25 protein-coding genes and 1 other RNA gene are annotated in these 26839 nt (G+C 62.8%); 18 read left to right on the top strand and 8 right to left on the bottom strand.

The window, feature by feature from the left end:
• Window positions 1-41: 41 nt before the first annotated feature.
• Window positions 42-2888 (top strand): DNA gyrase subunit A, encoded by a 2847-nt coding sequence (gene gyrA / locus G489_RS0102085; protein WP_081691377.1) that lies wholly within the window; start codon window positions 42-44, stop codon window positions 2886-2888.
• Between the two features lie 31 nt (window positions 2889-2919).
• A complete protein-coding gene (locus G489_RS0102080) occupies window positions 2920-4404 on the top strand; it encodes an ArnT family glycosyltransferase (RefSeq protein WP_081691350.1) in 1485 nt (494 codons plus the stop codon).
• 78 nt (window positions 4405-4482) lie between these two features.
• Here the strand turns inward: G489_RS0102080 and G489_RS0102075 are convergent, their stop codons facing one another.
• Window positions 4483-5775, bottom strand: a complete 1293-nt coding sequence (locus G489_RS0102075; RefSeq protein WP_029040121.1) for an NAD(P)/FAD-dependent oxidoreductase — start codon at window positions 5773-5775, stop codon at window positions 4483-4485.
• A gap of 143 nt (window positions 5776-5918) precedes the next feature.
• On the opposite strand from G489_RS0102075, the gene G489_RS0102070 reads away from it, so the two are divergent.
• The 7 genes from G489_RS0102070 to pgi all read left to right on the top strand — a co-directional run bounded on the left by G489_RS0102070 (window position 5919) and on the right by pgi (window position 12270).
• Window positions 5919-6536 carry a LysE family translocator gene (locus tag G489_RS0102070; RefSeq protein ID WP_029040120.1) on the top strand — a complete coding sequence of 206 codons (618 nt, stop codon included), beginning with the start codon at window positions 5919-5921 and terminating at the stop codon, window positions 6534-6536.
• A gap of 90 nt (window positions 6537-6626) precedes the next feature.
• Window positions 6627-7118 (top strand): pantetheine-phosphate adenylyltransferase, encoded by a 492-nt coding sequence (gene coaD, locus G489_RS0102065; RefSeq protein WP_029040119.1) that lies wholly within the window; start codon window positions 6627-6629, stop codon window positions 7116-7118.
• Entirely contained in the window at window positions 7115-7813 is a 699-nt protein-coding gene (locus G489_RS18705) for a peptidylprolyl isomerase (protein WP_081691349.1), read from the top strand. Before coaD ends, G489_RS18705 begins: the two co-directional genes overlap by 4 nt.
• A gap of 12 nt (window positions 7814-7825) precedes the next feature.
• Window positions 7826-8302 carry a peptidylprolyl isomerase gene (locus tag G489_RS0102055; protein WP_029040118.1) on the top strand — a complete coding sequence of 159 codons (477 nt, stop codon included), beginning with the start codon at window positions 7826-7828 and terminating at the stop codon, window positions 8300-8302.
• A 77-nt stretch (window positions 8303-8379) separates the two neighbouring features.
• Complete coding sequence (gene queA / locus G489_RS0102050; protein WP_029040117.1) at window positions 8380-9465, top strand: tRNA preQ1(34) S-adenosylmethionine ribosyltransferase-isomerase QueA; 1086 nt, start codon at window positions 8380-8382, stop codon at window positions 9463-9465.
• Complete coding sequence (gene tgt / locus G489_RS0102045; RefSeq protein ID WP_029040116.1) at window positions 9462-10598, top strand: tRNA guanosine(34) transglycosylase Tgt; 1137 nt, start codon at window positions 9462-9464, stop codon at window positions 10596-10598. The genes queA and tgt overlap by 4 nt, the downstream gene beginning before the upstream one ends.
• Window positions 10599-10620: 22 nt before the next feature.
• A complete protein-coding gene (gene pgi, locus G489_RS0102040; protein ID WP_029040115.1) occupies window positions 10621-12270 on the top strand; it encodes a glucose-6-phosphate isomerase in 1650 nt (549 codons plus the stop codon).
• A gap of 18 nt (window positions 12271-12288) precedes the next feature.
• Here the strand turns inward: pgi and G489_RS18700 are convergent, their stop codons facing one another.
• On the bottom strand, window positions 12289-12789 hold the full coding sequence (locus G489_RS18700; RefSeq protein WP_051332205.1) for a GNAT family N-acetyltransferase: 501 nt from the start codon (window positions 12787-12789) through the stop codon (window positions 12289-12291).
• Window positions 12789-13313 (bottom strand): MarR family winged helix-turn-helix transcriptional regulator, encoded by a 525-nt coding sequence (locus tag G489_RS0102030; protein ID WP_051332204.1) that lies wholly within the window; start codon window positions 13311-13313, stop codon window positions 12789-12791. The genes G489_RS18700 and G489_RS0102030 overlap by 1 nt, the downstream gene beginning before the upstream one ends.
• 96 nt (window positions 13314-13409) lie before the next feature.
• Between G489_RS0102030 and G489_RS0102025 the strand changes: the two genes are divergently transcribed.
• Both G489_RS0102025 and G489_RS22660 read left to right on the top strand, forming a co-directional pair.
• Window positions 13410-14318 (top strand): DMT family transporter, encoded by a 909-nt coding sequence (locus tag G489_RS0102025; protein WP_051332203.1) that lies wholly within the window; start codon window positions 13410-13412, stop codon window positions 14316-14318.
• Between the two features lie 98 nt (window positions 14319-14416).
• Window positions 14417-14728, top strand: a complete 312-nt coding sequence (locus G489_RS22660; protein ID WP_029040112.1) for a hypothetical protein — start codon at window positions 14417-14419, stop codon at window positions 14726-14728.
• Between the two features lie 28 nt (window positions 14729-14756).
• On the opposite strand, the gene G489_RS18695 is transcribed toward G489_RS22660, so the two are convergent.
• Window positions 14757-16397 (bottom strand): DEAD/DEAH box helicase, encoded by a 1641-nt coding sequence (locus G489_RS18695; RefSeq protein WP_081691348.1) that lies wholly within the window; start codon window positions 16395-16397, stop codon window positions 14757-14759.
• Between the two features lie 319 nt (window positions 16398-16716).
• Between G489_RS18695 and G489_RS0102010 the strand changes: the two genes are divergently transcribed.
• Window positions 16717-17076, top strand: a complete 360-nt coding sequence (locus G489_RS0102010; protein WP_035871314.1) for an iron chaperone — start codon at window positions 16717-16719, stop codon at window positions 17074-17076.
• Window positions 17077-17080: 4 nt separating this feature from the next.
• Here G489_RS0102010 and G489_RS0102005 read toward each other — a convergent pair whose 3' ends face one another.
• Window positions 17081-18739: a chloride channel protein gene (locus tag G489_RS0102005; RefSeq protein ID WP_029040110.1), complete on the bottom strand. Its 1659-nt coding sequence runs from the start codon at window positions 18737-18739 to the stop codon at window positions 17081-17083.
• Between the two features lie 203 nt (window positions 18740-18942).
• Between G489_RS0102005 and G489_RS0102000 the strand changes: the two genes are divergently transcribed.
• Entirely contained in the window at window positions 18943-22614 is a 3672-nt protein-coding gene (locus G489_RS0102000; protein ID WP_029040109.1) for an AsmA family protein, read from the top strand.
• Window positions 22615-22627: 13 nt separating this feature from the next.
• Here the strand turns inward: G489_RS0102000 and G489_RS0101995 are convergent, their stop codons facing one another.
• The 3 genes from G489_RS0101995 to ssrA form a co-directional block, all read right to left on the bottom strand.
• Complete coding sequence (locus G489_RS0101995) at window positions 22628-22840, bottom strand: ribbon-helix-helix domain-containing protein (protein WP_035871174.1); 213 nt, start codon at window positions 22838-22840, stop codon at window positions 22628-22630.
• A 4-nt stretch (window positions 22841-22844) separates the two neighbouring features.
• Window positions 22845-23363 (bottom strand): SspB family protein, encoded by a 519-nt coding sequence (locus G489_RS0101990; RefSeq protein ID WP_029040107.1) that lies wholly within the window; start codon window positions 23361-23363, stop codon window positions 22845-22847.
• A gap of 150 nt (window positions 23364-23513) precedes the next feature.
• Window positions 23514-23879: a transfer-messenger RNA gene (gene ssrA, locus G489_RS22160) on the bottom strand.
• Between the two features lie 112 nt (window positions 23880-23991).
• Here ssrA and G489_RS0101980 point away from each other — a divergent pair.
• The 5 genes from G489_RS0101980 (at window position 23992) to G489_RS0101960 (ending at window position 26795) form a co-directional block, all read left to right on the top strand.
• Window positions 23992-24309 carry a DUF2853 family protein gene (locus G489_RS0101980; RefSeq protein WP_029040106.1) on the top strand — a complete coding sequence of 106 codons (318 nt, stop codon included), beginning with the start codon at window positions 23992-23994 and terminating at the stop codon, window positions 24307-24309.
• 334 nt (window positions 24310-24643) lie between these two features.
• Complete coding sequence (locus tag G489_RS18690; RefSeq protein WP_051332202.1) at window positions 24644-24919, top strand: hypothetical protein; 276 nt, start codon at window positions 24644-24646, stop codon at window positions 24917-24919.
• 129 nt (window positions 24920-25048) lie between these two features.
• The gene (locus tag G489_RS0101970) at window positions 25049-25843 is read left to right on the top strand and encodes a thymidylate synthase (protein WP_029040105.1); all 795 of its coding nucleotides are present in this window, start codon (window positions 25049-25051) and stop codon (window positions 25841-25843) included.
• Window positions 25840-26319 carry a GNAT family N-acetyltransferase gene (locus G489_RS0101965; RefSeq protein WP_029040104.1) on the top strand — a complete coding sequence of 160 codons (480 nt, stop codon included), beginning with the start codon at window positions 25840-25842 and terminating at the stop codon, window positions 26317-26319. The genes G489_RS0101970 and G489_RS0101965 overlap by 4 nt, the downstream gene beginning before the upstream one ends.
• Entirely contained in the window at window positions 26316-26795 is a 480-nt protein-coding gene (locus G489_RS0101960; RefSeq protein WP_029040103.1) for a GNAT family N-acetyltransferase, read from the top strand. Before G489_RS0101965 ends, G489_RS0101960 begins: the two co-directional genes overlap by 4 nt.
• Window positions 26796-26839: the final 44 nt, after the last annotated feature.

Genomic DNA, 26839 nt, shown 5'->3' with positions numbered 1-26839 from the left:
CGCCCGACGAACCCCAGGACGAGACCCCCGATCCCGCCGGCATGCCGCCGCGGGGAAGTGACATTCAGGTCGTCTCGATCACCGACGAAATGCGCAAGTCCTATCTCGATTATGCGATGAGCGTGATCGTGAGCCGCGCGCTGCCGGACGTTCGAGACGGGCTCAAGCCCGTGCACCGCCGCATCCTCTATTCGATGCATGAAAGCGGCTATGTCTGGAACAAGCCCTACAAGAAATCGGCGCGCGTCACCGGTAACGTCACCGGTAAGTATCACCCGCATGGAACCGCAGCGGTCTACATGTCGCTTGTGCGTCTGGCACAGGACTTTTCGCTGCGCGTGCCGCTGGTCGACGGACAGGGCAATTTCGGGTCGGTGGACGGCGACATGCCGGCAGCCGAACGCTACACCGAAGTCCGCATGGAGCGCGTGACCGACACGCTGCTCGAAGACATCGACAAGGACACCGTCGATTTCGTCGACAACTATGACGGCTCCGAGCGCGAGCCGAGCGTGTTGCCGGCACGCTTCCCGAACCTGCTGGTCAACGGGGCAGGGGGTATTGCGGTCGGCATGGCCACCAATATCCCGACCCACAATCTGACAGAGGTTATCAACGCCACGCTTGCCCAGCTCGAAAATCCCGACATCACCGTCGACGAGCTGATGGAGATCATTCCGGGACCCGACTTCCCGACCGCAGGCATCATTCTGGGTCGGTCGGGCATCCGTTCCGCCTATGAGACGGGCCGTGGCTCGATCCTGATGCGGGGCCGTGCTACCGTCGAGGAAATCCGCAAGGACCGCGAAGCGATCATCATCACCGAGATTCCGTATCAGGTGAACAAGGCCACGATGATCGAGAAGATCGCCGAGCTGGTGCGCGACAAGCGCATTGAAGGCATTGGCGATATCCGTGACGAATCCGACCGCCACGGCATGCGGGTCGTCATCGAGATCAAACGCGATGGCGCGCCCGACGTTATCCTCAATCAGCTCTATCGCTTCTCGCCGCTGCAGACGTCTTTCGGCGTCAACACGGTGGTGTTGAACGGCGCCAAACCGGAACAGATGACGCTGAAGGCCATTCTTCGCGCCTTCCTGGAGTTCCGCGAGCAGGTCATCACCCGCCGCGCCAAATATCTGCTGAACAAGGCTCGCGACCGGGCCCATGTACTGGTCGGCCTCGCCGTGGCCGTGGCCAATGTGGACGAGGTCATCCACCTCATCCGCACCGCACCCGACCCGGCAACCGCCCGCGAACGTCTGCTTGAGCGCGATTGGCCGGCGGCCGATGTTGCCCCGTTGATCGAACTCATCGACGATCCGCGCCACAAGGTGAACCCGGACGGGACCTTCAAGCTGTCCGAAGAGCAGGCCAAGGCGATCCTCGATTTGCGTCTGCAGCGCCTGACCGCGCTTGGCCGCGACGAAATCGGCGATGAGCTCAACCAGCTCGGCGACAAGATCACCGACTATCTCGACATCCTGCGTTCGCGCGACCGGGTGATCTCGATCATCCGCGAGGAACTGGAGGCCGTCCGTGACCAGTTCGGGTCCGACCGCAAGACCGAAATCGTCGACGCTGTCGGAGATGTCGACGACGAGGACCTGATTGCCCGCGAAGACATGGTCGTGACCGTCTCGCATTCGGGCTACATCAAGCGGGTGCCGCTTTCGACCTACCGTGCCCAGCGCCGCGGCGGCAAGGGCCGGTCCGGCATGAGCTTCCGCGACGAGGACTTCGTGACCCGGCTGTTCGTGGCCAATACCCACACGCCGGTCCTGTTCTTCTCTTCCCGCGGCATTGTCTACAAGCTCAAGGTCTGGCGTTTGCCGGTCGCGGCCCCCAATGCGCGGGGCAAGGCGCTTGTGAACATGCTGCCGCTCGAGGAAGGCGAACGGATCACCTCGATCCTGCCATTGCCCGAGGACGAGGACAGCTGGGGCGATCTCGACATCATGTTCGCGACCGAAACCGGCACCGTGCGGCGCAATTCGCTGGCCGATTTCGTGCAGGTCAACCGCAACGGCAAGATCGCCATGAAGCTCGATGAGGGCGACGGCATTGTCGGTGTGGATACCTGCACCGTCAGCCAGGACGTGATGCTCACTACCGCCGGGGGCCAGGCGATCCGGTTCCCGGTCACCGATGTGCGCCAGTTCAAGGGCCGCAACTCGACCGGCGTGCGCGGCATTTCGCTCGCCAAGGGCGACAAGGTCATCTCCATGTCGATCCTGCATCACCTCGATGCGACGCCGTCCGAACGTGCCACCTATCTCAAGATGAGCCGTGCGGTGCGCGGTGAGGGCGAGCCGCCTGAAGGTGCGGATGCAGGTGACGAGGAAGTGGAGGCCGGTGAATTGAGCCCCGAGCGCTATGCGGCCCTCGGCGCCTCCGAACAGTTCATCCTTACCGTTTCCGAACACGGCTATGGCAAGCGTTCCTCGAGCCACGAATACCGGGTGACCGGACGCGGCGGCAAAGGCATCGTCGCCATGGCGGTCAATGACCGCAATGGTGAGCTCGTTGCCTCGTTCCCGGTGGAGGATGCCGATCAGATCATGCTCGTCACCAATGGCGGACAGGTGATCCGGGTGCCGGTGGATGCCGGACCGGGCAACCGCATTTCGATCATCGGGCGCTCGAGCCAGGGCGTGACCATCTTCTCGACCAGCGAAGGCGAAAAGGTCGTCTCCGTATCCCGCGTTTCGGACACGGGAGATGAAGATGAAGAGGGTGAGGAAGTTGACGAAGCGGGTGCGAGCGGCGATGGCCCAGAGGCCGGCGGTGACGATGCTCCCGGAGACGATGCTCCCGGAGACGATGCGCCCGAAAACAATACGCCCGGGGACGATGACGGTCCGGAAGATGAGGCCGGCGAATAGGGGCAGTGCCTGAGCCGGTCCGGGACCGAACATGACATCGCATAGCCCGGCTACACACGATCCGAATGGAACAACGGGGCGCGCAGGATCACTTCTGCGCGCCCTTGTCGTGCTCCTGCTTGTGATCAAGCTCGCACAGACCGTTTTTGCCGGTGTAATCGTCGATGAGGCCTATTACTGGCTCTGGGCGCAGCACCCGGACTGGTCCTATTACGATCATCCGCCCATGGTCGGCTGGACCATCATGGCCTTCGAACGGCTTGGATTGCCGGCATTCTGGGCCCTGCGATTGCCGGTTGTCCTGACGCTTCTGGGTGATTTGTGGGTGATCCGGGCCTTTGCCCGATTGCCCGGCGTACGCCAGGCGCAAGGGTTTTTGCCGACGGCCTTGCTGTTCCTGATCACGCCTGTGTTCTGGATCATGACCAGCGTTGCGTTTCCGGATCACCTGATGGTGTTTTTCGGGCTTCTGGCGCTTTACGGGTTCACCCGGTTCGCGCTCGATCTCCCGCACGCGCGGCGCTGGCTCTATTTCGGGGCGGTGGCGCTGGGGCTGGCGACGCTATCGAAGTTCAACGCCGCGCTGATCGGCCTCGGATTTGCCGCCGCAATCCTGCTGACACCGGCCTGGTGGCGGCATCTGCGCAATCCGCATCTTTATATCGCGGCACTGATCTCCATGGCCTGCCTGGCGCCAGTGTTCTGGTGGAATATCGCCAATGGCAATGCTGCGTTTGATTTCATTCTCTACTCGCGCCATCACGGGGTCGATGGTCCACCGACCATTGCGGGCCTCTCCGGCTTCGGCTTTCTGACCGTCGTGACGACATCGCCTTTCTTTGTCATCGCGACATTGGTCTGGATTGTTGCGGTGCTGCGTCGTCCAGTACACACCGAGGCGGGCGACAATCGCCTGGGCTTTTTCGTATTCATCGCCTCGACGCTGGCTATCGGCGCGCTGGCTCTGCGTTCCAATGTTCATTTCCATTGGAACCTTGTGGCCTGGCTGGGCTTCGTGCCGGTCCTGGCGGTCTGGCTGCGCCACCCGATCCTCAGGCTCGGGCATATCCTCTACGGGGCGGTGATTGCCCTCGCCCTGGCGATCAATTTCACGCTGGCGCCCGTGACCATGCTCACAGGGCCTGTCGACCGGGTAACAGCCTGGGCCTATGGCTGGGATGACATCGCCGCCGCCGTTGAAAGGCTACGGGAAGACGAGGGAGCCGACTTCGTGGCCGGCAGTCATTATGGCACCACCGCCCGGTTGGCACTGGCGCTTGACGACGCCGATGTCCGAAATCTCGAAAGCCGGCAAAGCCAGTTCGATTTCTGGTTCGACCGGTCAAGTGCCGCTGGTCAGAGTGCCATCATCCGCACCGACCCCTTCAATCCGATGACGGGTCACATCCGCCGTCAGTTCGAGACGGTCAGCAAGCTGGAAGAGGTCGAGGTGCGGGTGGCCGGCCGGGAGATCCTGACCCACACGCTCTGGCTGGGTGAGGGGTTCCGGCCCTGAGCTGACAACCGGAGCTCCGCTCTTTGAATGAACGGAGCCCCGGCGCTGCGCCTCGGTCAGCTCTCGTTGAGAGATCGGTCAGTCCGCAGGACGGATTTCGATCTCCTTGAGTTTCTTCACGCCCAAAAGGTGCAGGGCGAGATTTTCGTAGAATGTGTCGGGCTGGCCCGAGCGCACTTTGTGCAGGAAGTATTTTTCGAAACCGACCTTGGCGAAATGCACCCACTTCCCGCGCTTGGCCCAGTTCACGTTGCGCGGCGGGATTTGCGGCTGCGCGACAAAGGCGACACCTTCGTCGCCGAAATCGGCCAGGCAGACCGCATTCCACGTTGCGACCGCCTCGGGCTTGCCGCCCTTGAGCAGCGCCGAGATGTTTTCGGCCGTGGCGGTCACCATGGATTCGATCATGAACCCGGTCTTGGGCACCCCGACCGGCAGGGGCGTCTTGCCGACCGGCGGAATGGCAACGCACACGCCGATACCGAACACGTTCTGGTATTTGGGATTGCGCTGATAGTCGTCGATCACCACGAAGCCGCGTGGGTTGACCAGCCCTTCCAGGCCCTGCACGGCGTCGATGCCGCGGAACGCCGGGAGCATCATCGCGTAGTTGAAGTCGAGCGCGTATCCTTGCTTGACCTCGCCTTTCTCGTCGACCTCCTCCACATGCATGGTGTGTTCCTCGACCGAGGTCACCTTGGCATTGGTGATCCACTTGATGTGCCGATCGCGCATCGCGCCTTCCATCAGCCCCTTCGTATCGCCGACCCCGTCAAGGCCAAGATGGCCGATATAGGGTTCCGGCGTCACGAAGGTGATCGGCACCTGGTCGCGGATCTTGGCCTGGCGAAGCGCGGTATCGAGGATGAAGGCGAACTCGTAGGCAGGCCCGAAACACGACGCCCCCTGAACGGCGCCGACAACGATCGGTCCCGGATTGGCGACCAGCTTGTCGAAGGCCGATTTGGCTGCCTCCGCATGATCGATCTGGCAGATGGACTGGGTGAAATGCTTTGGCCCGAGCCCCTCGATCTCGTCAAAGGCGAGAGCGGGGCCGGTGGAAATGATCAGATAGTCGTAATCGAGCGTCTCGCCGCCATTGAGTTCGATACGGTTGTTTTCCGGATCGAGCTTGGCCGCGCCCTCAGGGTGAAACCCGATGCCGTGGCGCGAGAAGGCCGATTTGAGATCGACGGAAATCTCGTCACGGTCCCGCCACCCCACCGCAACCCAGGGGTTCGAGGGCACGAAGGAATAGGTTTCGCCCAGATTGACAACGCTCAGCCGGTCGTCCGGCCCGAGCTTCTCTTTCATTTCATAGGCCATGATGACGCCGCCAAGACCGGCGCCCAGAACAACGACGTGGGCCATAGACTTCCTCCATTCCACTCGTTCCATTCATGGCGATATTAGTATCTGCTCATATATCCGCGTTGATCCTGATCAAGCGCTTTCAGCTATGGAAATCGCCGGGAATTTGGCCCAGACTGGCACCAGTTTCCGGAGATCATCCCATGTTCGAGATCACTGCCCTTCTGGCCTATGCGGCCGCCTGTTTCGTTGTGGCCATCGTGCCCGGTCCCTCGGTTGCCGTGATCGGCGCCAATTCGCTTGCCCGCGGTCCCGCCGCCGGATTGTGGACCCTGGCCGGCACCCAGATCGGGGTGATCCTGATGGTGCTGGTTGTCGCTTTCGGCTTCGAAACCATTATCGGCGGTATGGCGGCGGCCTTTTTCTGGATCAAGCTGGTGGGCGCGGCCTATCTCATCTATCTCGGCTTTCGCATGATCACCGGTGGCGGAACGGCTCGAATCACGGCAGCCAAAAAGGAACGCAGCATTGCCGGCTACATGATCCAGGGCTTTCTGGTGCTGTGGTCCAACCCCAAAGCGCTACTGTTCCTCGGAGCTTTCCTGCCGCAATTCGTGCACCCCGGCGCACAGGTCTTCGAGCAGATCATGGTGCTGGGCCTGATTTTCATGGCGATTGCCGGGATCTCCGACGCCGGATACGCGCTTCTGGCCGGTCATGCCGGCAAGGCCCTGCGGGACGGGCGCATCAAACTGGTGAGCCGCATCTCCGGCGCCGTGCTGATGGCTGGGGGCGCGTGGCTTGCGCTCCAGCAAAAGTAGTGACAAAAACCACCCCGCCGGGTCTTCGATCGTCGTGACCGGCGAGGGTTGGCGCGCGCCAGCCCCACACACCATCTCGCGGAGACACCCATGAAGGACCGTGTCGGCTTCTATCCCGGATCGTTCGATCCCGTGACCAACGGCCATCTCGACGTCATCGAGCGCGCCTGCCGACTCGTCGACAGCCTGGTCGTGGGCGTGGGCGTACAGGCCACCAAATCCCCGCTGTTTGACCTGGACGAACGCATGGACCTGCTTCAGGTCACCGTCGCGCCTGTAGCCAGCCGCACAGGCACAGAAGTCTCCTTCATCCATTTCGAGGGGCTGATGGTGCAGGCCTGCCGCCGGGTCGGCGCCAACATCATCGTGCGCGGCTTGCGCGACACAACTGACTACAATTACGAGATGCAGATGGTGGGCATGAACGCGCAGATGGCGCCGGACCTGCAGACGGTCTTTGTGCCCTCGAGCCCGCATGTCCGACACATCTCGGCCACGCTTGTGCGTCAGATCGCCCAGATGGGCGGCGACGTATCCGCCTTTGTGCCCAACCGTGTCCTGCAGGCCCTGAACGACAAATGAGCCAAACCCCGTCCTCAAGGCAGCGTCTGATCGGCATTCTGGTCTTCGCTGTCGTCGCCCTTTTCGCCATCGCGATCTTCCCCTTCGACATCTTCCGTTCGAATGAGGCGGTCGAGGAATCCGCTGCCGCCATCGAAGCGGCCGACCACCTGATCCTCGAACTCAAGGACGGGACCGTCGACATCCGACTGCGGCCCGATCTGGCGCCGCTGCATGCCGAGCGGCTGACGGAACTCGCCAATGAGGGATTTTACGACGGTCTGACCTTCCACAGGGTGATCGATGGTTTCATGGCCCAGACCGGCGATCCCACCGGCACCGGGCGCGGCGGTTCTTCGCTCCCCGACCTCAAGGCCGAGTTCTCGAGCGCCAAATTCACCCGCGGTACGGTCGGCATGGCCCGCTCCCTGCGGGTGGACAGTGCCAATTCGCAGTTCTTCATCGTTTTCGAGCGCGCGCCGTGGCTCGACGGAGAGTACACCGTGGTTGGGGAAGTGGTCTCCGGCATGGAGTATGTCGACGGCATCAAGCGCGGAGACGAGGCGGCCAACGGGCTGGTGACCGACCCCGACACCATCATCTCCATGCGCGCTATCGACGCTGCCGAGGCCAATGGCGCCACCGGCACCGATGCCGACGCCGAAGAGAACACCAACACCACAGGCGGTGCGGCCGCCGTTGAAACGAATAATTGACAGGAGAGACCATTGGCTGAGGAAAAAGACCTCGAGAACACCCTCGTTCTGGAAACCAGCAAGGGGGAGGTGACCATCCGCCTGCGCCCGGACCTGGCGCCCAAGCATGTCGAGCGCATCAAGGAACTGGCGCGCGAGGGCTTTTATGACGGGATCATCTTCCACCGCGTTATCGACGGCTTCATGGCCCAGGCCGGCTGCCCGCATGGCCGCGGGACCGGCGGCTCCGACAAGCCGGACCTGCCCGCAGAATTCAATGCCCAGCCGCATGTGCGCGGCACCTGTTCCATGGCCCGCACCATGGATCCCAATTCGGCGAATTCGCAGTTCTTCATCTGCTTCGACAATGCCTCGTTCCTCGACGGCCAGTATACCGTCTGGGGTGAAGTCACCGACGGCATGGAAGCCATCGACGCGCTCGCCAAGGGCGAGCCCCCGGCAAGCCCGGATTCCATCGTATCGATGAAAGTGGCCGCAGACGCCGCCTAGGGCGACGCAGCCGCCCGATACCGGTCGCGCCCGAATGCGTTGCGCGGCCGGGTATCCCCGCAAGGAGGCGGGGGACCATGCGCGTAGATTTGTTTGATTTCGAGTTGCCGCCCGAACGGATCGCGCTGCACCCGGCGCGTCCGCGCGATTCTGCGCGCATGCTTGTTGTCGGCCCCGACGGCACCCTTGCCGACAAGGTCGTGACCGACATCACGGACATCCTGCGCGAAGGCGACATGCTGGTGGTCAACGACACCCGCGTGCTGCCGGCCCAGCTCAGGGGCGAGCGCCATCGCGACGGTCTTGTCGCCGGCATTTCGGTCAATCTGCACAAGCGCATCGACCCTTCGCGCTGGCTGGCCTTTGCCCGCCCGGCCAAGAAGCTCAAACCCGGCGATGCCATCCGTTTCGGCGCGCCGGTCGACCGAGCCTGCTTCCTCTCCGGCCTCGACGCCACGGTTGAACAAGTGGATGATGGCGGGCAGGTCACCCTGGCCTTCGAATTCACCGGACCGGTGCTCGACGATGCCATTCGCGAGCTCGGTGAGATGCCGCTGCCGCCCTATATCGGCGCCAAGCGAAAGGCCGAAGAGGCCGACAAGGCCGACTATCAGACGATCTTCGCCGACCGCGAAGGTGCGGTGGCAGCGCCAACAGCGGGTCTGCACTTCACTGACACTCTGCTCAAGGCATTAGCCGACAAGGGGATCGAGACTACGCGCCTGACCTTACATGTCGGGGCCGGGACGTTCCTGCCGGTCAAGGCCGACGACACTGACGATCACAAAATGCACGCCGAATGGGGCGAGGTGAGCCCCGAGGCCGCCGAAAGGATCAATGCCACGCGGGCCAAAGGCGGTCGGATCGTGGCCGTTGGCACCACGAGCCTGCGCCTGCTGGAGTCCGCAGCGTCAGCGGATGGGCGGTTGCGGCCCTTCGCCGGAGAGACCGACATTTTCATCACCCCCGGCTACCAGTTCAGGGCCGTTGATGTGTTGATGACCAATTTCCACCTGCCCAAATCGACGCTGTTCATGCTGGTCAGTGCCTTTTCCGGGCTGGAGGCCATGCAGAACGCTTATCGGCACGCCGTGGAAAATGAGTACCGCTTCTATTCCTATGGCGATGCGAGCTTGCTGATCCGGCCCGGGGTGCCCGCATGACGGCCACCGAATTCGGTTTCGATTTGCTGGCGAGCGATGGCGGCGCGCGGCGAGGGCGCATCACGACCCCGCGCGGGACCATCGAAACCCCCATATTCATGCCCGTGGGGACCGCAGGCACGGTCAAGGGTCTCTATCCCGTCCAGGTCGAGGCGCTGGGCGCGGAGATCATCCTGGGCAACACTTATCACCTGATGCTGCGCCCCGGCGCCGAGCGGGTTGCCGAACTCGGCGGTCTGCATGCCATGTCCCGCTGGACGCGCCCGATCCTGACTGATAGCGGCGGATTCCAGGTGATGTCGCTGGCACAGCTCCGCCAACTCGATGAAGACGGCGTGCGCTTCAAATCCCATATCGACGGGTCGCCACACATGCTGACTCCGGAACGCAGCGTCGAGATCCAGACGCTGCTGGGAGCGGATATCATCATGCAGCTCGACGAGTGTTCGGCGCTTCCGGCGACTGTGGAAGAGCTGACCCGCGCCATGGAACTCTCCCTGCGCTGGGCCGAGCGCTCCAAGAAGGCGTTTGGCGCGCCCCGGGGCAGGGCGTTGTTTGGTATCGTGCAGGGGGGCGATAACCCTGAATTGCGCAGCCGTTCGGCCCGCGAACTCGTCGAAATGGATTTTCCCGGTTACTCTGTGGGCGGCCTGGCGGTGGGGGAAAGCCAGGATGTCATGTTCGACGTGTTATCCCACACCACACCGCAACTTCCCGTGGGGAAGCCGCGTTACCTGATGGGCGTGGGAAAGCCGGAGGACCTTTTGGGCGCGATCGAGCGAGGCATCGACATGTTTGACTGCGTGCACCCCACGCGCGCCGGTCGTCACGGTCATGCCTATACGCGCCACGGTGTGATCAATCTCAAGAACGCGCGGCACCGCGATGATCCGCGACCGCTCGATGAAACCTCGGGCAACGAGAACACGAGCACCTGGCAGCGTGCCTATCTGCATCACCTCGTCAAATCCGGCGAGATGCTGGGCGCGATGATTCTGAGCCAGATCAATCTGGCATACTACCTGGAGTTGATGGTCGGCGCGCGCAAGGCCATTGAAAACGGACGGTTTGCCGAGTATGCCGCCGAGACCAGACAGGGATGGGCCGAAGGCGATATCGCGCCGCGAGCCTGAGGACGCACCACGTGAGGACGCAATGACGACACCCGAAGTCGAAGCCGCTTTTGAAGCGCTCGAGGGCCATAAACAGCGTATCGCCGGGACGCATATGCGCGACATGTTCGCCAACGATCCGGCTCGTTTTGATTCGTTTTCGGTGACTTACGGAGAGTTGCTCCTCGATTACTCGAAGAATCGCATCGATCAGGGTGTCATGGATGCGCTATTCGACCTTGCCAAGGCGGCGGGCGTCGACAAGCGCCGCTCCCAGATGTGGCATGGTGAGCATATCAACACCACCGAGGACCGCGCCGTGATGCACATGGCGTTGCGCTACCAGGGGCTGGAAGAAGTCACTGTCGACGGCGAGAACGTGATGCCCGAGGTGCGCGAAGTCCTCGCGGCCATAGAAACCTTCTCCGACAAGGTGCGTGGCGGTCAGATCCGCGGCGCCAGCGGCAAGAAATTCACCGATGTGGTCAATATCGGCATTGGCGGCTCGGATCTGGGGCCGGCCATGGTCACCCAGGCCCTTGCCCCCTATACCGACCCCAAGAAGCTGCGCGTCCACTATGTGTCCAATGTCGATGGTGCCCATCTGGCGGACACACTGGCCGGCCTCAGCCCCTCGACGACCCTGTTCATCGTCGCCTCCAAGACCTTTACCACCGACGAAACCATGACCAATGCGCGCTCGGCGCGCTCCTGGATCGTCAATGCGCTCGATGAAACCGCGGTCAGTTCGCACTTCGCCGCCGTCTCGACCAATATTGCCGCCTGCGCCAAGTTCGGCATCGATACCGACCGGATCTTCGGCTTCTGGGACTGGGTTGGCGGACGCTATTCGGTGTGGTCGGCGATCGGCCTGCCAGTGGCCCTGGCGATTGGCTACAAGAATTTCGACGCCTTCCTCAAAGGCGCCGCTGCGATGGACAAGCATTTCCGCACGGCGCCGTTCAAGGACAATATCCCGGTGATCCTGGCGCTTCTGGGCGTCTGGTACCGCAATGTCTGGGGTTTCCCGACCCATGCGGTGCTGCCCTACGACCAACGCATGGTGCGGTTCCCGGCCTATCTGCAGCAGCAGGACATGGAGAGTAACGGCAAGGCCGTTACACTCGACGGCCGCTCCGTGACCCGCGATACGGGGCCGATCATCTGGGGCGAGCCGGGCACCAATGGCCAGCACGCCTTCTACCAGCTCATTCATCAGGGCACGACGGTCATCCCCTGCGATTTCCTCGTCGCCGTGCGCACTCGCAACGGCATCAATGGCCATCATGTGAAGCTGGTGGCCAACTGCTTCGCGCAGTCCGAGGCGCTGATGCTGGGCAAGACCGCCGAGGAAGTGGTCGCCGAACTGCGGGCCTCAGGCATGAAGGCTGACGGGATCCGCGCGCTGGCGCCGCACAAATTGTTCCCCGGTAATCGCCCGTCGAACACGCTGGTTTATCCGGAACTAACCCCGGGCATGCTGGGCAAGCTGATCGCCATGTACGAGCACAAGGTGTTTGTGCAGGGGGTGATCTGGAACATCAATTCCTTCGATCAGTGGGGCGTGGAACTCGGCAAGCAGCTCGCCAAGAACATCGCGCCCAAAGTGCGCGAACCGGCCGATACGAGCATGCACGATGTGTCGACCCAGGGGCTTTTGACCCACTACCACAATCTGCGCACCAAACGCTGAATCACCCCTGCAGGGTGATCACAACCGGCAGTAGAGGGCGATACGTTCGACGGTTTTACCGTCGACATCGATCGCTGGCGCGCTGGGCGCCGGAATCGTGAAACCGAGGCCGCGATAAAAGCCCTGCGCACCGGGATTGTCGGATCGGATGACCGCGTGGAGACGGGTGAAACCGACCTCGCGGGCCCGGGCACGGGTTTGCGCAAAGAGCTGATGGCCGACCCCGCGCCCGCGCCAGCCCGCCGCGATGAAGGTGCCGATATCGCCTGTATCCCGTGGCAGTTGGGGCAGGGCGATCACCTCCTGCATCCCGACCATGCGGCCGCTCGCGGGATCGATGGCCGCAAGACCGAAGCCGCTTGGACCGAAATCTGCGATAAACTGCCTGCTGTCTTCGGCAGTGAGAGGTTCCTGCAGGGCGGTGAGCCCGCCTTCGGCAATGATTGAATTGATCAGCGCGGCCACCTCTGCCGCATCCTCGGGCGTCACATTGCGAATGGAGAACTTCCGGTCAGACATTACGTGTCGCCGTTCGCTTGAAGGCCGGTGATGATCTTGCCCAGCAGCCGGCTCAATGTCTCGCGCTCCTCGGCTGACAGGTCGGGCATCAGAGAAGCCTGCATCGCGGTATAGGCCGGCAGCATGTCATCGATCTTGTTGAATCCTTGAGGGGTTAGCCCCACCAGCGTTCCCCGCCGGTCTGTCGGGTGGGGCAGACGCTCGACCAGACCGCGCTTCTCAAGCTTGTCGATCCGGCTGGTCATGCCGCCCGAGGAGACCATCAGGCTCTCATAGAGCGCGGTGGGGGTCAGTTGGTAGGGATCGCCGGACCGCCTGAGGGTCGCCAGCACATCGAACTCTCCCGGCTGCAGGTCATGCGCGGCAAGAAAGGCCGTGACCTGATCCAGGGTGAGGGCCCGCGCACCGCTGATCCGCCCCAGAACCTCCATCGGCAACACATCGACATCCGGGCGCTCGCGCCGCCACTGGTCTGCAGCCCGGCCAACCCAATCCACGGACTGATGGTCAGTTTGTCTTGACATCAAGATACTTCTTATCTAGATACACGATACAAAGATAATTTAGCCTCTTGTCCCCAGCGCGTAAAGCGCCGGCACCATCGGACCAAGGAATTCAAGATGACGACACAAACTGTGCCTTTGAAAGGGCGCGGGCAGTCGCTTGCGCTCATCCTGCTGCTTATCGTCGGTTCCATGCTGGCGGTGATGACCGTCATTGCCAAGGCAGGCGCCGGGGCGCCGGCGCACTGGTCGCCCATTGCGCTGCTGGTCTGGGGCAATCTCGGCGGTGGTCTTATCCAGCTCGCCTACGCTATCTCGCGGGGTCACAGGCCCTCCTTTGCAGCGGGTCACCTGCGCTTTAATCTGGGATCGGGCGTCCTGTTCGCGATACCCAATATCCTGCTGTTCGCCGCCGTGGTTCATGTCGGGGCAGGGGTGACGACGCTGACCCTCGCATTCCCGCTGATCCTGACCTATGTCGGCGCGCTCGCGCTGGGCATGGAGAAGCCGCAACTGACCCGCATCGCCGGGGTCCTGGCGGGTCTTGCCGGCGGGCTGGTGATCACGTTCGGATCGGGCACCGGATACGCGGTTTCGCCCTGGTTGCTGCTGGCGCTTCTGGCGCCGGTCGGCCTGGCTGCGGGAAACCTGTTCCGCACCCGATACTGGCCCGTAGGGGCCCATGCGCTCCAACTGTCGCCGGTCATGCTGATCGTCGGCGGTACGGTGACCCTTGGCTTTGCGCTTGTGGCCGGAGTGCCCCTCACGCCGCCGACATGGTCAAACGAGGCGCTGGCGGCAGTGGTGGCCCTGGTTGCGATCAACGCGACCCTGTTCATCGCCTATTTCAACCTGCAGAAAATCGCCGGACCGGTCTATCTCAGCCAGATCGGCCTGGTCGCTGCGATTGTCGGTCCGCTGCTGGCGATGACGCTTCTGGGCGAACAGCTCGGCCTTCACCTGGCCGTCGCAGGCGGTTTCATCCTCGCGGGGATCCTGCTGGTCAATCGCCGCAAAGCGGAGTGAAGAGAAAAGGGGGTTGGAATAGACCAATCCCCGCACCACATTGGCGGACCAGTGCGGTGGCGATTTGGCCCCGCCGGATCGGGAGGAGAAAGCCCCAGGTGGCCACTGACAGGACCGAACAACAGTTCAAGCGCCAGATGGACCGATTGGCGCAGCGTAGTCCCCGCGTCAAGGCCATGGTTGATTGGATCAGGAACCCCCGCCATGCGCTGTTCCGGCTTCCGGCAGCGATCCTGCTCATCATCGGCGGTATCTTTTCGATTCTGCCTATCCTGGGGCTCTGGATGTTGCCGCTCGGGCTGCTGATCGCAGCCATCGACATCCCGTTCCTGCGCCGGCCCATTGCCCGGCTGCTGGTCTGGATCAATCGGCACACAAACAAAAAGAGGCGGGAAAAATCCCGCCCCTAAGCAATTCGGTTTTGATCACCTGATCCGGTCAGGCTCGCGCTGAACCCTGACGGTCGCCGCCTTTGCCGCGCCAATGGGCAGGACGAGCGCCGGCGGACTTGCTGCCAGCACGTTTCCCGCTCGGCTTGCCGCCGGGCTTTCCGTTTCGCGGATTGTTGTCATTGCGCGGCTGGTGTTCGCCACGCGGCGGTTTGCCGTCGGCGCGGCGGGCTCCGCCCTGAGCGCCATCACCGGATCCTTCGCCATTGCGGCTACCGGCACCCTTGCGGTGTCCGGCAAACGGTTTTCCGCGCTTGTTTCCTTCGGCCCTGGCATTGAACGGCTTGCCGCCCCGGGGCTTGTCGCTCCGCGGCTTGCCACCGTCTGGGGTCCGCTTTTCGCCAGCTTCCGCCTGGTCTGCGTCCCGGGAGGCACCGCGCCCTTCGGCGGGCTTGCGCGGCCCGTTGAAGGCCTTGCCGCGCACCGGATTGGGCTTGCGCCCGCCACGACCCTGGCCACGGCGCTTGGAACGATCTTCAGCCGGTTCCTCGCCCACTTCGGCGGGTTCGGCACCATCATTTTCGATACGCCGTCCGATCAGCTTCTCGATCGAGCGCAGAAGACCGCGTTCGGCAGGGTCGCAGAATGAGATCGCAACACCCGTCTTGCCGGCACGTGCCGTACGACCGATGCGGTGGACATAGGCTTCCGCGACTTCCGGCAGGTCGAAATTGAAGACATGCGAGACGTCGGGCACATCGATGCCACGTGCCGCGATGTCGGTCGCCACAAGGATCGGCACAGAGCCGTTGCGGAATTCCTGCAGGGCGCGCACGCGCTGGCCCTGGCTCTTGTTGCCATGGATGGCAGCTGCATCGATACCGGCGACACCAAGCTGCTTGGTGACCTTGTCCGCGCCGTGCTTGGTGCGGGTGAAGACGATGGCCCGTTCGACGGTTTCGCCACCGAGCAGTTCGGCGAGAAGCGCGGCCTTGCCCGCCTTGGCGACATGCCTCAGACGCTGGTCGATCTGTTCGATCGGTTTGGAGGCGGGGGCCACAGAAACTTCGATCGGATCGTTCAGGAAATCCTCGGCGAGCGCCCGAATCTGCTTCGGCATGGTGGCCGAGAACAGGACGGTCTGCCGGCGCTTGGGCGATTTGGCGAGGATCTTGCGGATCACCGGCATGAAGCCGAGATCGAGCATCTGATCGGCCTCGTCGAGCACCACGGTGCGGGTATGATCGAGGGTCACCGCGCCCGACTGCAAATGGTCGAGCATCCGGCCGGGGGTTGCCACGATGATGTCGGCACCGCGGGTCAGATCCTTGATCTGCGGGCCGTGCTTCACGCCGCCGACAATAACCGCAATCCGCGGGCGGACGGGTTTGCCATAGCTGCGAATGTTCTGGGCAATCTGGGCCGCGAGTTCGCGGGTCGGCGAAAGAATGAGTGTCGCAACGCGGCGCGGACGCGGCTTGCGGTGTTCTTCGCTAGCGAGGGCATGCAGGATCGGCAGCGCGAATGCAGCGGTCTTGCCGGTGCCGGTCTGGGCGATGCCGACCATATCGCGGCCGGTAAGGAGAAGGGGAATGGCCTCGCGCTGAATCGGCGTAGGCGTTTCAAGCCCGGCCTCGGCGAGGTGGGCGGTGAGGGGCTCGGCAAGGCCGAGCGAAGAAAATTCTGTCAAAATCTGTCGTTCTCAATGCGAACGGCGGCGCGCAAGACTGCAGCGCCGAAGCGTTCAATGGGTAAGGGAGCTCGCGTAGATCAGCCGCCTGTCGGGGGGTGCCCGTTTGGCACGGATGTCTGGCAATGATCATTGCGGAAAATTGCGTGGTCGTTCGCCCCGCCGATGATCAGATCATCCTCTACACGCAGGGCACGACAGGCGCTGTGTCCCACATAACCCCCGTGAAAGCAAACGAAATCGCGGGCGGCGACGCAAACCGGCTATGCGCGCGGCGCAGCTTCTGCATAAATCGGCAGGTCCAATGGAGATCGCAATCATGGCAAATGCAGACGGATCCGCTGAAGTCGATTCCTACCTGGCCAAGCTGCCTGCGGCCCAGCGCGAAGCCCTGGAGCATGTGCGGGCGGTGATTGCGCGCACCGTACCGGACGCGGAGGAAGTCATCTCCTATGGCATGCCGGCTTTCCGCCAGGGCAAGACCCTTGTCGGCTACGCGGCCTTCAAGAACCATCTCAGCTTCTTTCCGATGAGCGCGGCGGTTTTCGACAAGCTGGACGGCGATGTCGCGCCATTCAAAACCTCGAAAGGCACGCTCCAGTTCACGGTTGAAACCATGCTGCCGGATAGCCTGATCGAGGAAATGGTGCGGGTGCGGCTCGAAGAGATCGGTGCGTGACCGGTCAGACGTGCTCTTCCTGGCTCTTGTCGACCAGCGCCTTGTTGAAGCTCGACAGCGCCCTGACGTGACTGGCCCAGCCGACATGCACGCGCTCATGCGGCTTGCCGTCGAGCACCGGCAGCCGGTCCGAACCTGACGAATCAAAGGCGCGCAAGGCAGCCTCCAGCGTGTCGTTGGGTCTGAGCCAGGGTTCGCCGGAGGCGATGTCGAACGGGGTCGGTTCTTCGCCTTCGGCCAGCGGTGTCATGAAATCGCGCACTCGGAAATACTGCGCGAAATGGCGGTGCGGGCCTTCGCCAAGCATGATACCGCGCGAATTGAGCTGCCAATGGAAATAGGACCGGCCCATAATGGCCTGGGAAAGACCGGTGGCGATAGAGACCGAGAACAAAAGCGCCATCGAGAAGGCAAAACCGCCGGTCAGCTCGAAGATCATCACCGCGGTCGAGATCGGTGCGCCAAGGACTGCGGCGGCAACCGCCCCCATGCCGATCAGCGCGTAAAGACCTTCGCTCGAGGCCAGTTCCGGGAAGAACGAGGCGGCGATCAGCCCGAAGGCGCCACCGGTCATTGCCCCGATGTAAAGGGCCGGCGAGAACACCCCGCCGCCCATGCGTGAGCCGAGCGTTATGGCGGTCGCAGCTGTCTTGGCGATGATCAGCGCCAACATGGTCCACAGCCCGAGCGAGTTGGACAGCGCCTGGTCGGTTGCGTCATAGCCAACCCCGAGCACCTGCGGGAAGGCGAGGGCGATCAGCCCCACCAGCAGCCCGCCCAGCATGGGCCGGACCCAGTTCTTGAGCGGCAGGAAGCGGGCGAGCCAATCGGTGCCGATCAGCGAAACCTGGAACAGGATGGCGACAACGGCACAGGTCAGACCCAGCAAAGCGAAGGCGGGAATCTCGAGATAGGAGGTGATCTGATAATCGGGAATGACGAAGGCCGGCGCTTCCCCGAACCAGAGCCGCGACATGATCGCGCCCATCACGGCAGCAATGACCACGGGCACGAAAGCGCTCATGGCAAAATGCGCGAGGATCACCTCATGGGCAAACAGCACACCGGCAATCGGGGCGTTGAAGGATGCTGAAATCGCCGCGGCCACGCCGCAGGCCAGCATCACCCGGCGGGCCGAAGGCGGCATCGAGAAGGTGCGGAACAGCGATTTCGAAACCGCGCCGGCGAAATAGACGACGGGGCCTTCACGGCCTGCCGAACCGCCGGACCCGAGCGTGATCGCCGAAATCGAGGTGGCGATGGCGGCATCCTTGAGGTTGAGGCGTTTGACATCGGAAAGGCTCTGATGCGAGCAGGCCTCGATGATGTCGGCGACCCCGCCGGCGCGCCCGGATGGCCGCCAGAGCAACAGGATGAGCCCGACCACCACGCCGCCCGCCGTGGGGCCCGCAACCACTGCCCAGGGCGGCAGCGTGGCGATGACGGCGCCGAAACTCTCTTCACCGGTGCCGATCCAGAGGAACTGCACGAAGCTGATCGCGGTGCGGAAAGCGATGGCCACGAGGCCGCCGGCGATGCCCGCGAAAACCGCAAGCGACCACAGCTTGGGGGCTTCGGCGCTCAGAAAGGCGTCGACATTGGGCTGGACCCAGCGTGTGGCGATGAAGGCGAGGCGACGGAACGCCTTCGGGGTCTTTTTCATTGCTTCTGTTGCACTGTTCAGGCCCGGTGATAGGCCGCTGAGGCGCGGCAACGCAAGGAAAAGCCGTTCCCGTCCGCTTGCCCGTGCGCTTGAATGTGCAAAAGCCCTGCCGGCTCAAGCCACTGGCGTACTGCGTGGTGACGCGGCCCATGCTCTCGCGTACATTGCACCCAACACGATTACCAACGCGTTGAACCAGACACGTGCTCAACCGGCTATTCATCGTTATCGGCGGCCTTGCCATCATCCTGCTTGTCGCCGCGTTCCTCGTGCCGCGGTTCTATGACTGGAATCCCTATCGAGAGCGAATGGAGGAGATCGCCGAAGAGGCGCTCGGCGCACCTGTGACCATTCGCGGCAACATGGAATTCATCCTGCTGCCGCAGCCGCAACTGGTGCTCAACGACGTGGTTCTGGGCCCGGACGATTCGCCCAGCGCCGAGATCAAGCTGGTTGAGGCTGAGTTCGCCCTGATGGAATTCCTGCGTGACCGCTACGAGGTCACCCAGCTGCGCGTGATCGACCCGGTTCTCAATCTCTCTATCGGGCAAGGCGGTACACTCGCAGCGCCGATCCGGCTCGCCAGCGAAGTGCGCGCGACCAATGTGTCGGTGAGTGACGCCACCATTTCCGGTGGCCGGATTAATGTCGAAGACACGCGCTCCGAAGAGGTTTGGTCGCTCTCCGGCATCGAGACCAGTCTCAAGATCGCGGCCCTGCGTGGCCCATTCACGGCGCAAGGGGAAGCGCTGTTCGGGGACGAACCAATCCGCTTCAACATCACCACGTCCGATCAGAATGAAGCCGGCGATATCCGCGTCGGCATGATCCTGCGGCCAGGCCAGCAGCCCTTTACGCTGTCGACTGACGGTGTGTTGAGCACGGCGGAAGGGCACCCGGCTTACAATGGCAATCTGACCTATCGCCAGCGGCCCTCCCGGGTTGGCGACCCGGATGCCGTGCGCGGTGACGCGGTGCTCGAGGGCACGGTGGAGGCTGACGCGGAACGGCTGCTCATCTCGGCCTTCACCCTGATGCCGGACGAAAACCGCCCCGGCACCCGCCTCACCGGTGCGGTGGATATTACCCTTGGCGCCGACCGCCGGTTCCAGGCGGTGGTGTCCGGCGGTGTTGTTTCCCTGGAACAACAGGATGTTCGAGAGGTCAGCGCCGACGACCCATACGAAGTGCTGTCGCTGTTCGACGGCCTGCCGGCGCTGCCCGATATCGGGTTGCCGGGTGAGGTGGGGCTGGACGTTGCCGAACTCGACTATCGCGGCATGGCGCTAAGGGATCTGCGGCTCGATGCGACCACTGACGGGGACGTCTGGCAAATCGGCACATTGACGGGACGGCTCAATGGCGACACGCAGCTCACCCTCAGCGGGGCAACGGCGGAACCGGAGAGCGAAACCCGGTTTGCGGGCCGAATAGGGCTCGAAGGAGATCGGCTCGACGTTCTTTCCCGGCTCTGGAGACCGTTCTCGGACCAGTCGCTGTTGTTCGGCGAACCCTTCAGCTTCAACGCAGACCTGAGGGTGACCGATGGCGGTGTGCGCCTTGAAGACGGTAAGTTTGCACTCGCCGGCGCCGATATCGACCTCTCCGCCCGAATCCTGCGTGGCATGTCGACCGCTGCCGAGGCGGAGATTGCGCTAGGGTCGCTCAATGCCGAACAGAGCAGGTTCCTGAGTGCATTATTGCCGGAGATCCGGCGCGACGGTTCCTTCGTTGCCAGTTTCCCGGCGGGCTCGCTGACCGTGGCCGCCGACACCGTGTTCTGGGAAGGTCAGCCGATCACCAGCTTCGATGCGGCGTTCGACTGGTCTCCCGTGGGCGTCGATGTCGACCGCTTCCGGATTGGCGATCTGGCGGGCGTGCAACTGCGGGCAAATGGCAGCGTGCACGGGACATTGCTTGACCCGCGTTTTGAGGGCGAGGCGCAGCTCGATGTTGCCGGCGCCGCCGACACCGATGCGGCGCTTTCTGTTCTGCCCGAGTTCGGGCAGGCCGAAGTGCTGGCCGCCTGGCTCGACAAGAACCGCCCCTTGCGCCTCGACGCCACGTTGACGATACCGGAGGAAGGCGGCCAGTCGCTTTCTCTCGATGGCGTGGTGGCCGATGTCAGCATGGCCGCTGAACTGACACTGTCGAACGGCATTGTTGGCACTTTTGACAGTCCTTCGCGGCTCGCGGTGGTGCTGGATGGGCCGAGCCCAGACAGCCTGCTTGCAGCGCTGGGCGCCGTGGACCCGGTTGTCGCCGCCACCGCACCGGCGGGGCAGGAACGGGCGCAGCTGCGCTGGCAAAGCGATGGCACCGCGACAAACAGCCTTGAAGCGACGATCACTTTCACCCAAGGGCAGGACACCGCCCGCTATCAGGGCAGCGTGATCATGTCGAACTTCCCTGAATTCAGCGGACGGGGTCAGGCCAGCGTGACCCTCGACGATCCGGGGCAATTCGCGCAGTTGCTCGGTCTGCCGGCCACGTCAATGCCCGCTTTGGAGGCAGAAGGCGAATTGCGCCTGACCAGCGGCGGCGAAATCATCGTCTCGGGGCTCAATGGCCGTTTTGCCGACACGGCGCTGTCGGGCGACGTCTCGGTCTTCGCTCAGGACGGCACGCGAAACTATTCAGGCAATGTGACCCTGGGCGAGACAGGCGTGGCCGCGCTGGCGGGCTACCTCGCCGGAGGCGCTTCTCTGCTCCAGGGCGATGAAGTCTGGCCGATCGGTCCACTCGACCTGAGTGCGGCCGAAGAACCGACCCAGGGGCGCATCACGATTTCAGTCGGCCAACTCTCGGTCGCGCCTAACGCGGTACTCACCGATGTCGGCTTCGATCTGGTGTGGGATGCCAATGAACGGCGCATTCGCGGCCTGACCGGCGGGTTGGGAGAAGGCGAAGTGGAAGCCGATATCCGGCTTTGCTGCGCCTCCGCACTGGCCGACAAGCAGGTTTCCGGGCGCTTTGCTCTGGACGGGGTCGATATCGATGCGCTTTTGCCGCCCGCCGCCGCCCAGAACCTTGGCGGTTATGTTGTTGCCTCCGGCCAGTTCACTGGCTCGGGCACGACCATCGACGAAATCGTCGACAATCTCGGCGGCGAGGGCGGGTTCTCGATCGATTCACTGAGTATCGAACGTTTCAGCCCCGCCGTCTTCGTGGCGCTGTCGGGTATGGACAATATCGCCGACTTGTCGCCTGACGACCTGACCGGTGTCGTCGAGGCAGCCCTGAGGGAAGGGCCGCTCGAGGCCGGCGGCATCGAAGGGGCATTCTCGATTGTTTCGGGTGCCCTCAGGGTCTCCAATGTCGCCGCCGAGACTCCGCGCGTGCGGCTGCTGGGTGGTGGCGATCTCAATCTCGAAACCACCGAGCTCGACGGCACCTGGACCATGACCCCGACCGGACCCCTGGGCGGAAACGGCTATATCACGCCGACGACGGGAGAAGTCGCGGCCCTGATCGGCGGCACGCTGGCTGCACCCGAAGCCGAGATCAACACCACAACCATGGTCGATGCGATCCGCGTCCGCGCCCTGCAGGACGAACTGGACGAACTCGAACGTTTGCGCGACGAGGCCGAGCAGCGGTCGCGCGAGCTTGCAGCCGAGCAGCAGCGCCGGCTGGAGGAAGAGGCCGCGCGTCAGGCAAGGCTTGCCGAAGAAGAGGCGGCGAGGCAGGAGGCTGCAAGACAAGAGGCTGCGAGGCAAGAGGCTGCGAGACAAGAGGCTGAACGCCAGGCTGCCGAGCAAGCTGCGCAGCAACAACAGCAATCTTCAGGGCCAACCCCGCCCGCCAATGTGGGACAGGGGACGCAACAGGACGAAGCGCCCATCTTGCTGATCCCGGATCTGCTTTTCGAATAGCGGCAGCCGCGCTTTAGGCGGGGTTGCTCCGGCTCCACGCCAGCGCCGCCACGCGGAGCGCGGAGGCGAGATTGGCATCGTCGCGCTTGGCATCGATTTCGCCGACAAGCGCGGCCAGGCTGAGATCGCGGTCATCCGCCATTTCTTCGAGAACCGCCCAGAATTCGGGCTCCAGCGCCAACGATGTGCGATGGCCACTCAGGGAGACGGAGCGCTTCTCCAGCACCCGGTCAGGGCTTCTTGCGGAAGGAATCGAGGCTGATGACCTTGTCGCCTTCGGCGGCTTCATCATCGCCTGCGCCGGCTTCATCGATCGGCAGCGGGGTCACTTCGCCCGTATCGTCATTGCCGGTGGTGGGCAGGTCGGTGACGCCTTCGGGCCTGCCGGCAAGATCGCGCACTTCAAACTGCAGCCCGAACTGGACCGAGGGGTCGAAGAAGCCTTTGACCGCGGAGAACGGGATGGCGAGCATTTCCGGCTGGCCATCGAAGGAAAGCCCGACCTCGAACCCTGTATCGGTGACCTTGAGGTCCCAGTACTGGTTCTGCAAAACAATGGTCATCTCGTCCTCATATTCCTCCAGAAGGCGCTGCGAGAGCCGGACACCGGGCGCGCGCGTGGCGAAGGAAATGAAGAAATGGTGGTCACCGGGCAGACCGGTCTTCGACACCTCAGAGAGCACCTTCCGAACCACTCCGCGCAAGGCGTCCTGGGTCAGAATATCGTAGCGCATGAGGTCTTCAGCCATAAAAGGGGCCCGTCCGAAGTTTTGAGAATCCTTAGCGCTGCATATCAAACCCTTACGCAGCCGAATGCAAGCTGGCTGTTCGCCAACTGCGGCGCGAAGCCGCGCAGCATGGTCGAAAGCACAGAATGTAAGATCAATCGGGGAAAATGAAGTGCAGGCTTCTGTTGCCAGGTGCCTGCGAACCCCGCCTAATCCCTGCTAGGAGATCAGGGCTTCAATTCGAGGTGTCGCACCGCATTACGCAGCGAGACGTGCCTCAGCGTAGTTGTCATTTGCAACTATCATGATGGCCCGATGTCGGTGGTACCATGCCGAGCGAAAGCAAGCCCTTTACACTCTCGTCGATCCTGTTTCGCCCCCATGCTGGCGGCCCGATCCTTTTCGGCGGGAACCAGGTTTTGGTGGAGGCGCCGGGTACTGCCCCCGGGTCCGATGAGTTTATTGCGACTGCGATTTATCGCCATAGCCGTTGCCGGCAGACCCAATATAGGCATTGGCCCGGCCCATTGCAAAAGCCGAATTCGCCGACCGGCGTTCCATCCCCGATTCGCTGCACCTTGTAATTGGCGCGGATTTGCCCAGAATACGGGTTTCCCCGGTGGGAGGCCGGGGGCCTGAGGGGGGCACAATGAACAAATATCTGACCCGGGTGCGCCAATATGACGAATTGGCGGATGAGAAGGTCGTCAAAAACCTCGAGCGCTATCTCGGCATCGCCTTGCGCAGCCCGGATTCCCGCTATGTGGCAGCATCGAGCGCTGCCGAACTCGAACTGGTCAAACGCAATTTTCTCAAGAAAAAGCTGGGGTTGAAGGAGCCGAACGGTGCTCTCGACGACATTGTCGGCTCGGTGGCCCAGCAAATGCGCGACCGCCGTATGAAATGCCGGCTCACCTTCTATTACCTTTGCGCCAAACGGGCCGATCGGCTCTCGGTCTTTTCGTGAGGCCGATCATGGTTCGCGACCGGATGTCATTCAGGGATGGCCGGGTTCGTGTTCATGCTTCGCCATAGAGCACCTTCGCCTCAACTCAGCTGAACAGCGGTAATCATTGCTTAGCCATGTTGCGCAAAACCCGGCGTGACACCGGGTTGTTTTGATTTGTCTCAAAACTGCCGGAGCGCCGCAGCCGTAGGCTCTTGTGAACTCCGCAGTCGGACGGAGCCAAAGCTGCAATTTGAACCAGGTTTTCCGCGAACCGGACGGGCTTTGTTGAGGCAACGCCACCAAAGAGCCCCGCCGGAACAGGGACCTCACACATCGCGAAGGAATGAACGCTATGCGGCACACCGCCGTTCTTGCGCGCGCGGCTGCGCTCGCTCTTGTCTTGATCGTAACCCCATCGGCCAGCGCCGCGCTTGCCGCCGGCGTAAGCTTTACCGGCGTTGTGCCGGCGGAGGCTCATGGCGGCCTCGACGCGGTCGCGCTGGCGCGCGGCCAGCGCATCAAGGGGGAAGGGCGCTTCACGGTCGTTCTGGGTGGGCTGCAATGGCGGTTCGCCTCTTCTGCCAACAAGGCCGCGTTCCTGACCGACCCGTCGCGATACGGCGCCTGAGGTTTCCGTTGATTTCCGGGCCTGACCCGGGGCGGCGCGTTCAGAATCGTATAGAGTGGCCGCATTCTGATCCGCCTGACCTGATGTCGGGCCTTTCAAGGCGCGGTCCCCGCCGCGCCAGGTGGCACCATGCAGCAATATCTCGACCTTCTCGAACATGTCCTTGAAACCGGCACTGATCGCAGCGACAGGACGGGCACGGGCACCCGCTCCGTGTTCGGCCACCAGATGCGGTTCGACCTGCAAAAGGGATTTCCGCTTCTCACCACCAAGAAGCTCCACCTGCGCTCGATCATTCACGAACTCCTCTGGTTCCTCAAAGGCGACACCAATATCGGCTACCTGCGGGCCAATGGCGTGACCATTTGGGATGAGTGGGCCGATGAAAACGGAGACCTCGGGCCGGTCTATGGCGCCCAGTGGCGATCCTGGCCGGCGCCCGACGGCGGCCATATCGACCAGATCGCCAAGGTGGTCGACAGCCTGAGGAACAATCCGGATTCCCGTCGCCACATCGTGTCGGCCTGGAACCCGGCGGAAGTCGACAATATGGCGCTGCCGCCATGCCACTGCCTGTTCCAGTTCTATGTTGCCGATGGCCGGCTTTCCTGCCAGCTCTATCAGCGCTCCGCCGACATCTTTCTCGGCGTGCCGTTCAACATCGCGTCTTACGCCTTGTTGACCCATATGATGGCGATGGTCACCGATCTCGAGCCTGGCGACTTCATCCATACGCTCGGGGATGCGCATCTATATGCCAACCATTTCGATCAGGCCCGCGAACAGCTCTCCCGCGCACCGCGGGGGTTGCCCAAGCTCAATATCCTGACGCGGCGCAGTGCCATCGACGGCTTTGCCTATGAGGATTTCAAGTTCGAGGGATACGACCCGCATCCGGCGATCAAGGCGCCAATCGCTGTATGACCGCCAGCTTCCGGCAGGCGGGGCCCGCTGATGCGGCGCTGGTTCTCGAATTCATCCGCGAGTTGGCAGACTACGAAAAGCTCTCCCACGAGGTGGTGGCCACGGCCGCCGATATCGAGGCGGCGCTGGGCGGTGTATCGCCAAAGGTTTTCTGCGAAATCGTTGAATGGGAAGGAAAAACCGCAGGATTTTCGCTCTGGTTCTATACGTTCTCGACCTTTCAGGGCCAGCATGGGATCTGGCTCGAGGACCTTTATGTGCGGCCCGAATTCCGCGGGAAGGGGCTAGGCAAGGCCCTGATCCGGCGGCTGGCTGCACGGTGCTCGGCTGAAGGGCTGGGACGCCTTGAGTGGTGGGTGCTCGACTGGAACACCCCGAGCATCGACTTCTACAAGTCGCTTGGCGCCGAGCTGCAGGACGAATGGACCAAATGCCGTATCGACGGCACGGCGTTGGAGGCGCTGGCGAAATCATGAGTTTGACGATACGCAGCGCGGGCCCGGCTGACGCAGAACTGGTATATTCCTACATCCGGGCGCTTGCCGCCTATCACGACGATCTCGATCTGGTGACAGCGGATGCCGGCCAGATCGAAGAGGCGCTGAGTGCGGATCCGCCATATATTCACGCCGACATCGCCGAATGGGACGGCAAACCGGTCGGTGGCACGATCTGGGTCTACATGTTCTCGACATTCACCGGACAAAGGAACATCTTCTTGATCGACCTCTATCTCGATGATGCGATGCGCGGAAGGGGGCTCGGGCGCGCCATGCTGCAGCATCTGGCAGCGCGGTGCGTTAAAGAGGGGGTGCCCAAACTCGAATGGACCGTGATGAACCACAACAAGCCGGCCATCGGTTTTTATGAGGCGCTGGGCGCGGAATCCTCCAACCTGGCGACGACCTACTGGCTTGAAGGCGATACGCTTGAAGCGGTCGCGCAACCGTGAAGACGGTGACGCAGAAATGAACAACCATCCCTGCTCATGAGAAT

Origin of the sequence: Cucumibacter marinus DSM 18995 (assembly GCF_000429865.1) — a bacterium.
GTDB classification, from domain to species: domain Bacteria; phylum Pseudomonadota; class Alphaproteobacteria; order Rhizobiales; family Devosiaceae; genus Cucumibacter; species Cucumibacter marinus.
Note: the sequence above shows the minus strand (reverse complement) of the source record. Positions and strands in the feature narration are given on the sequence as shown.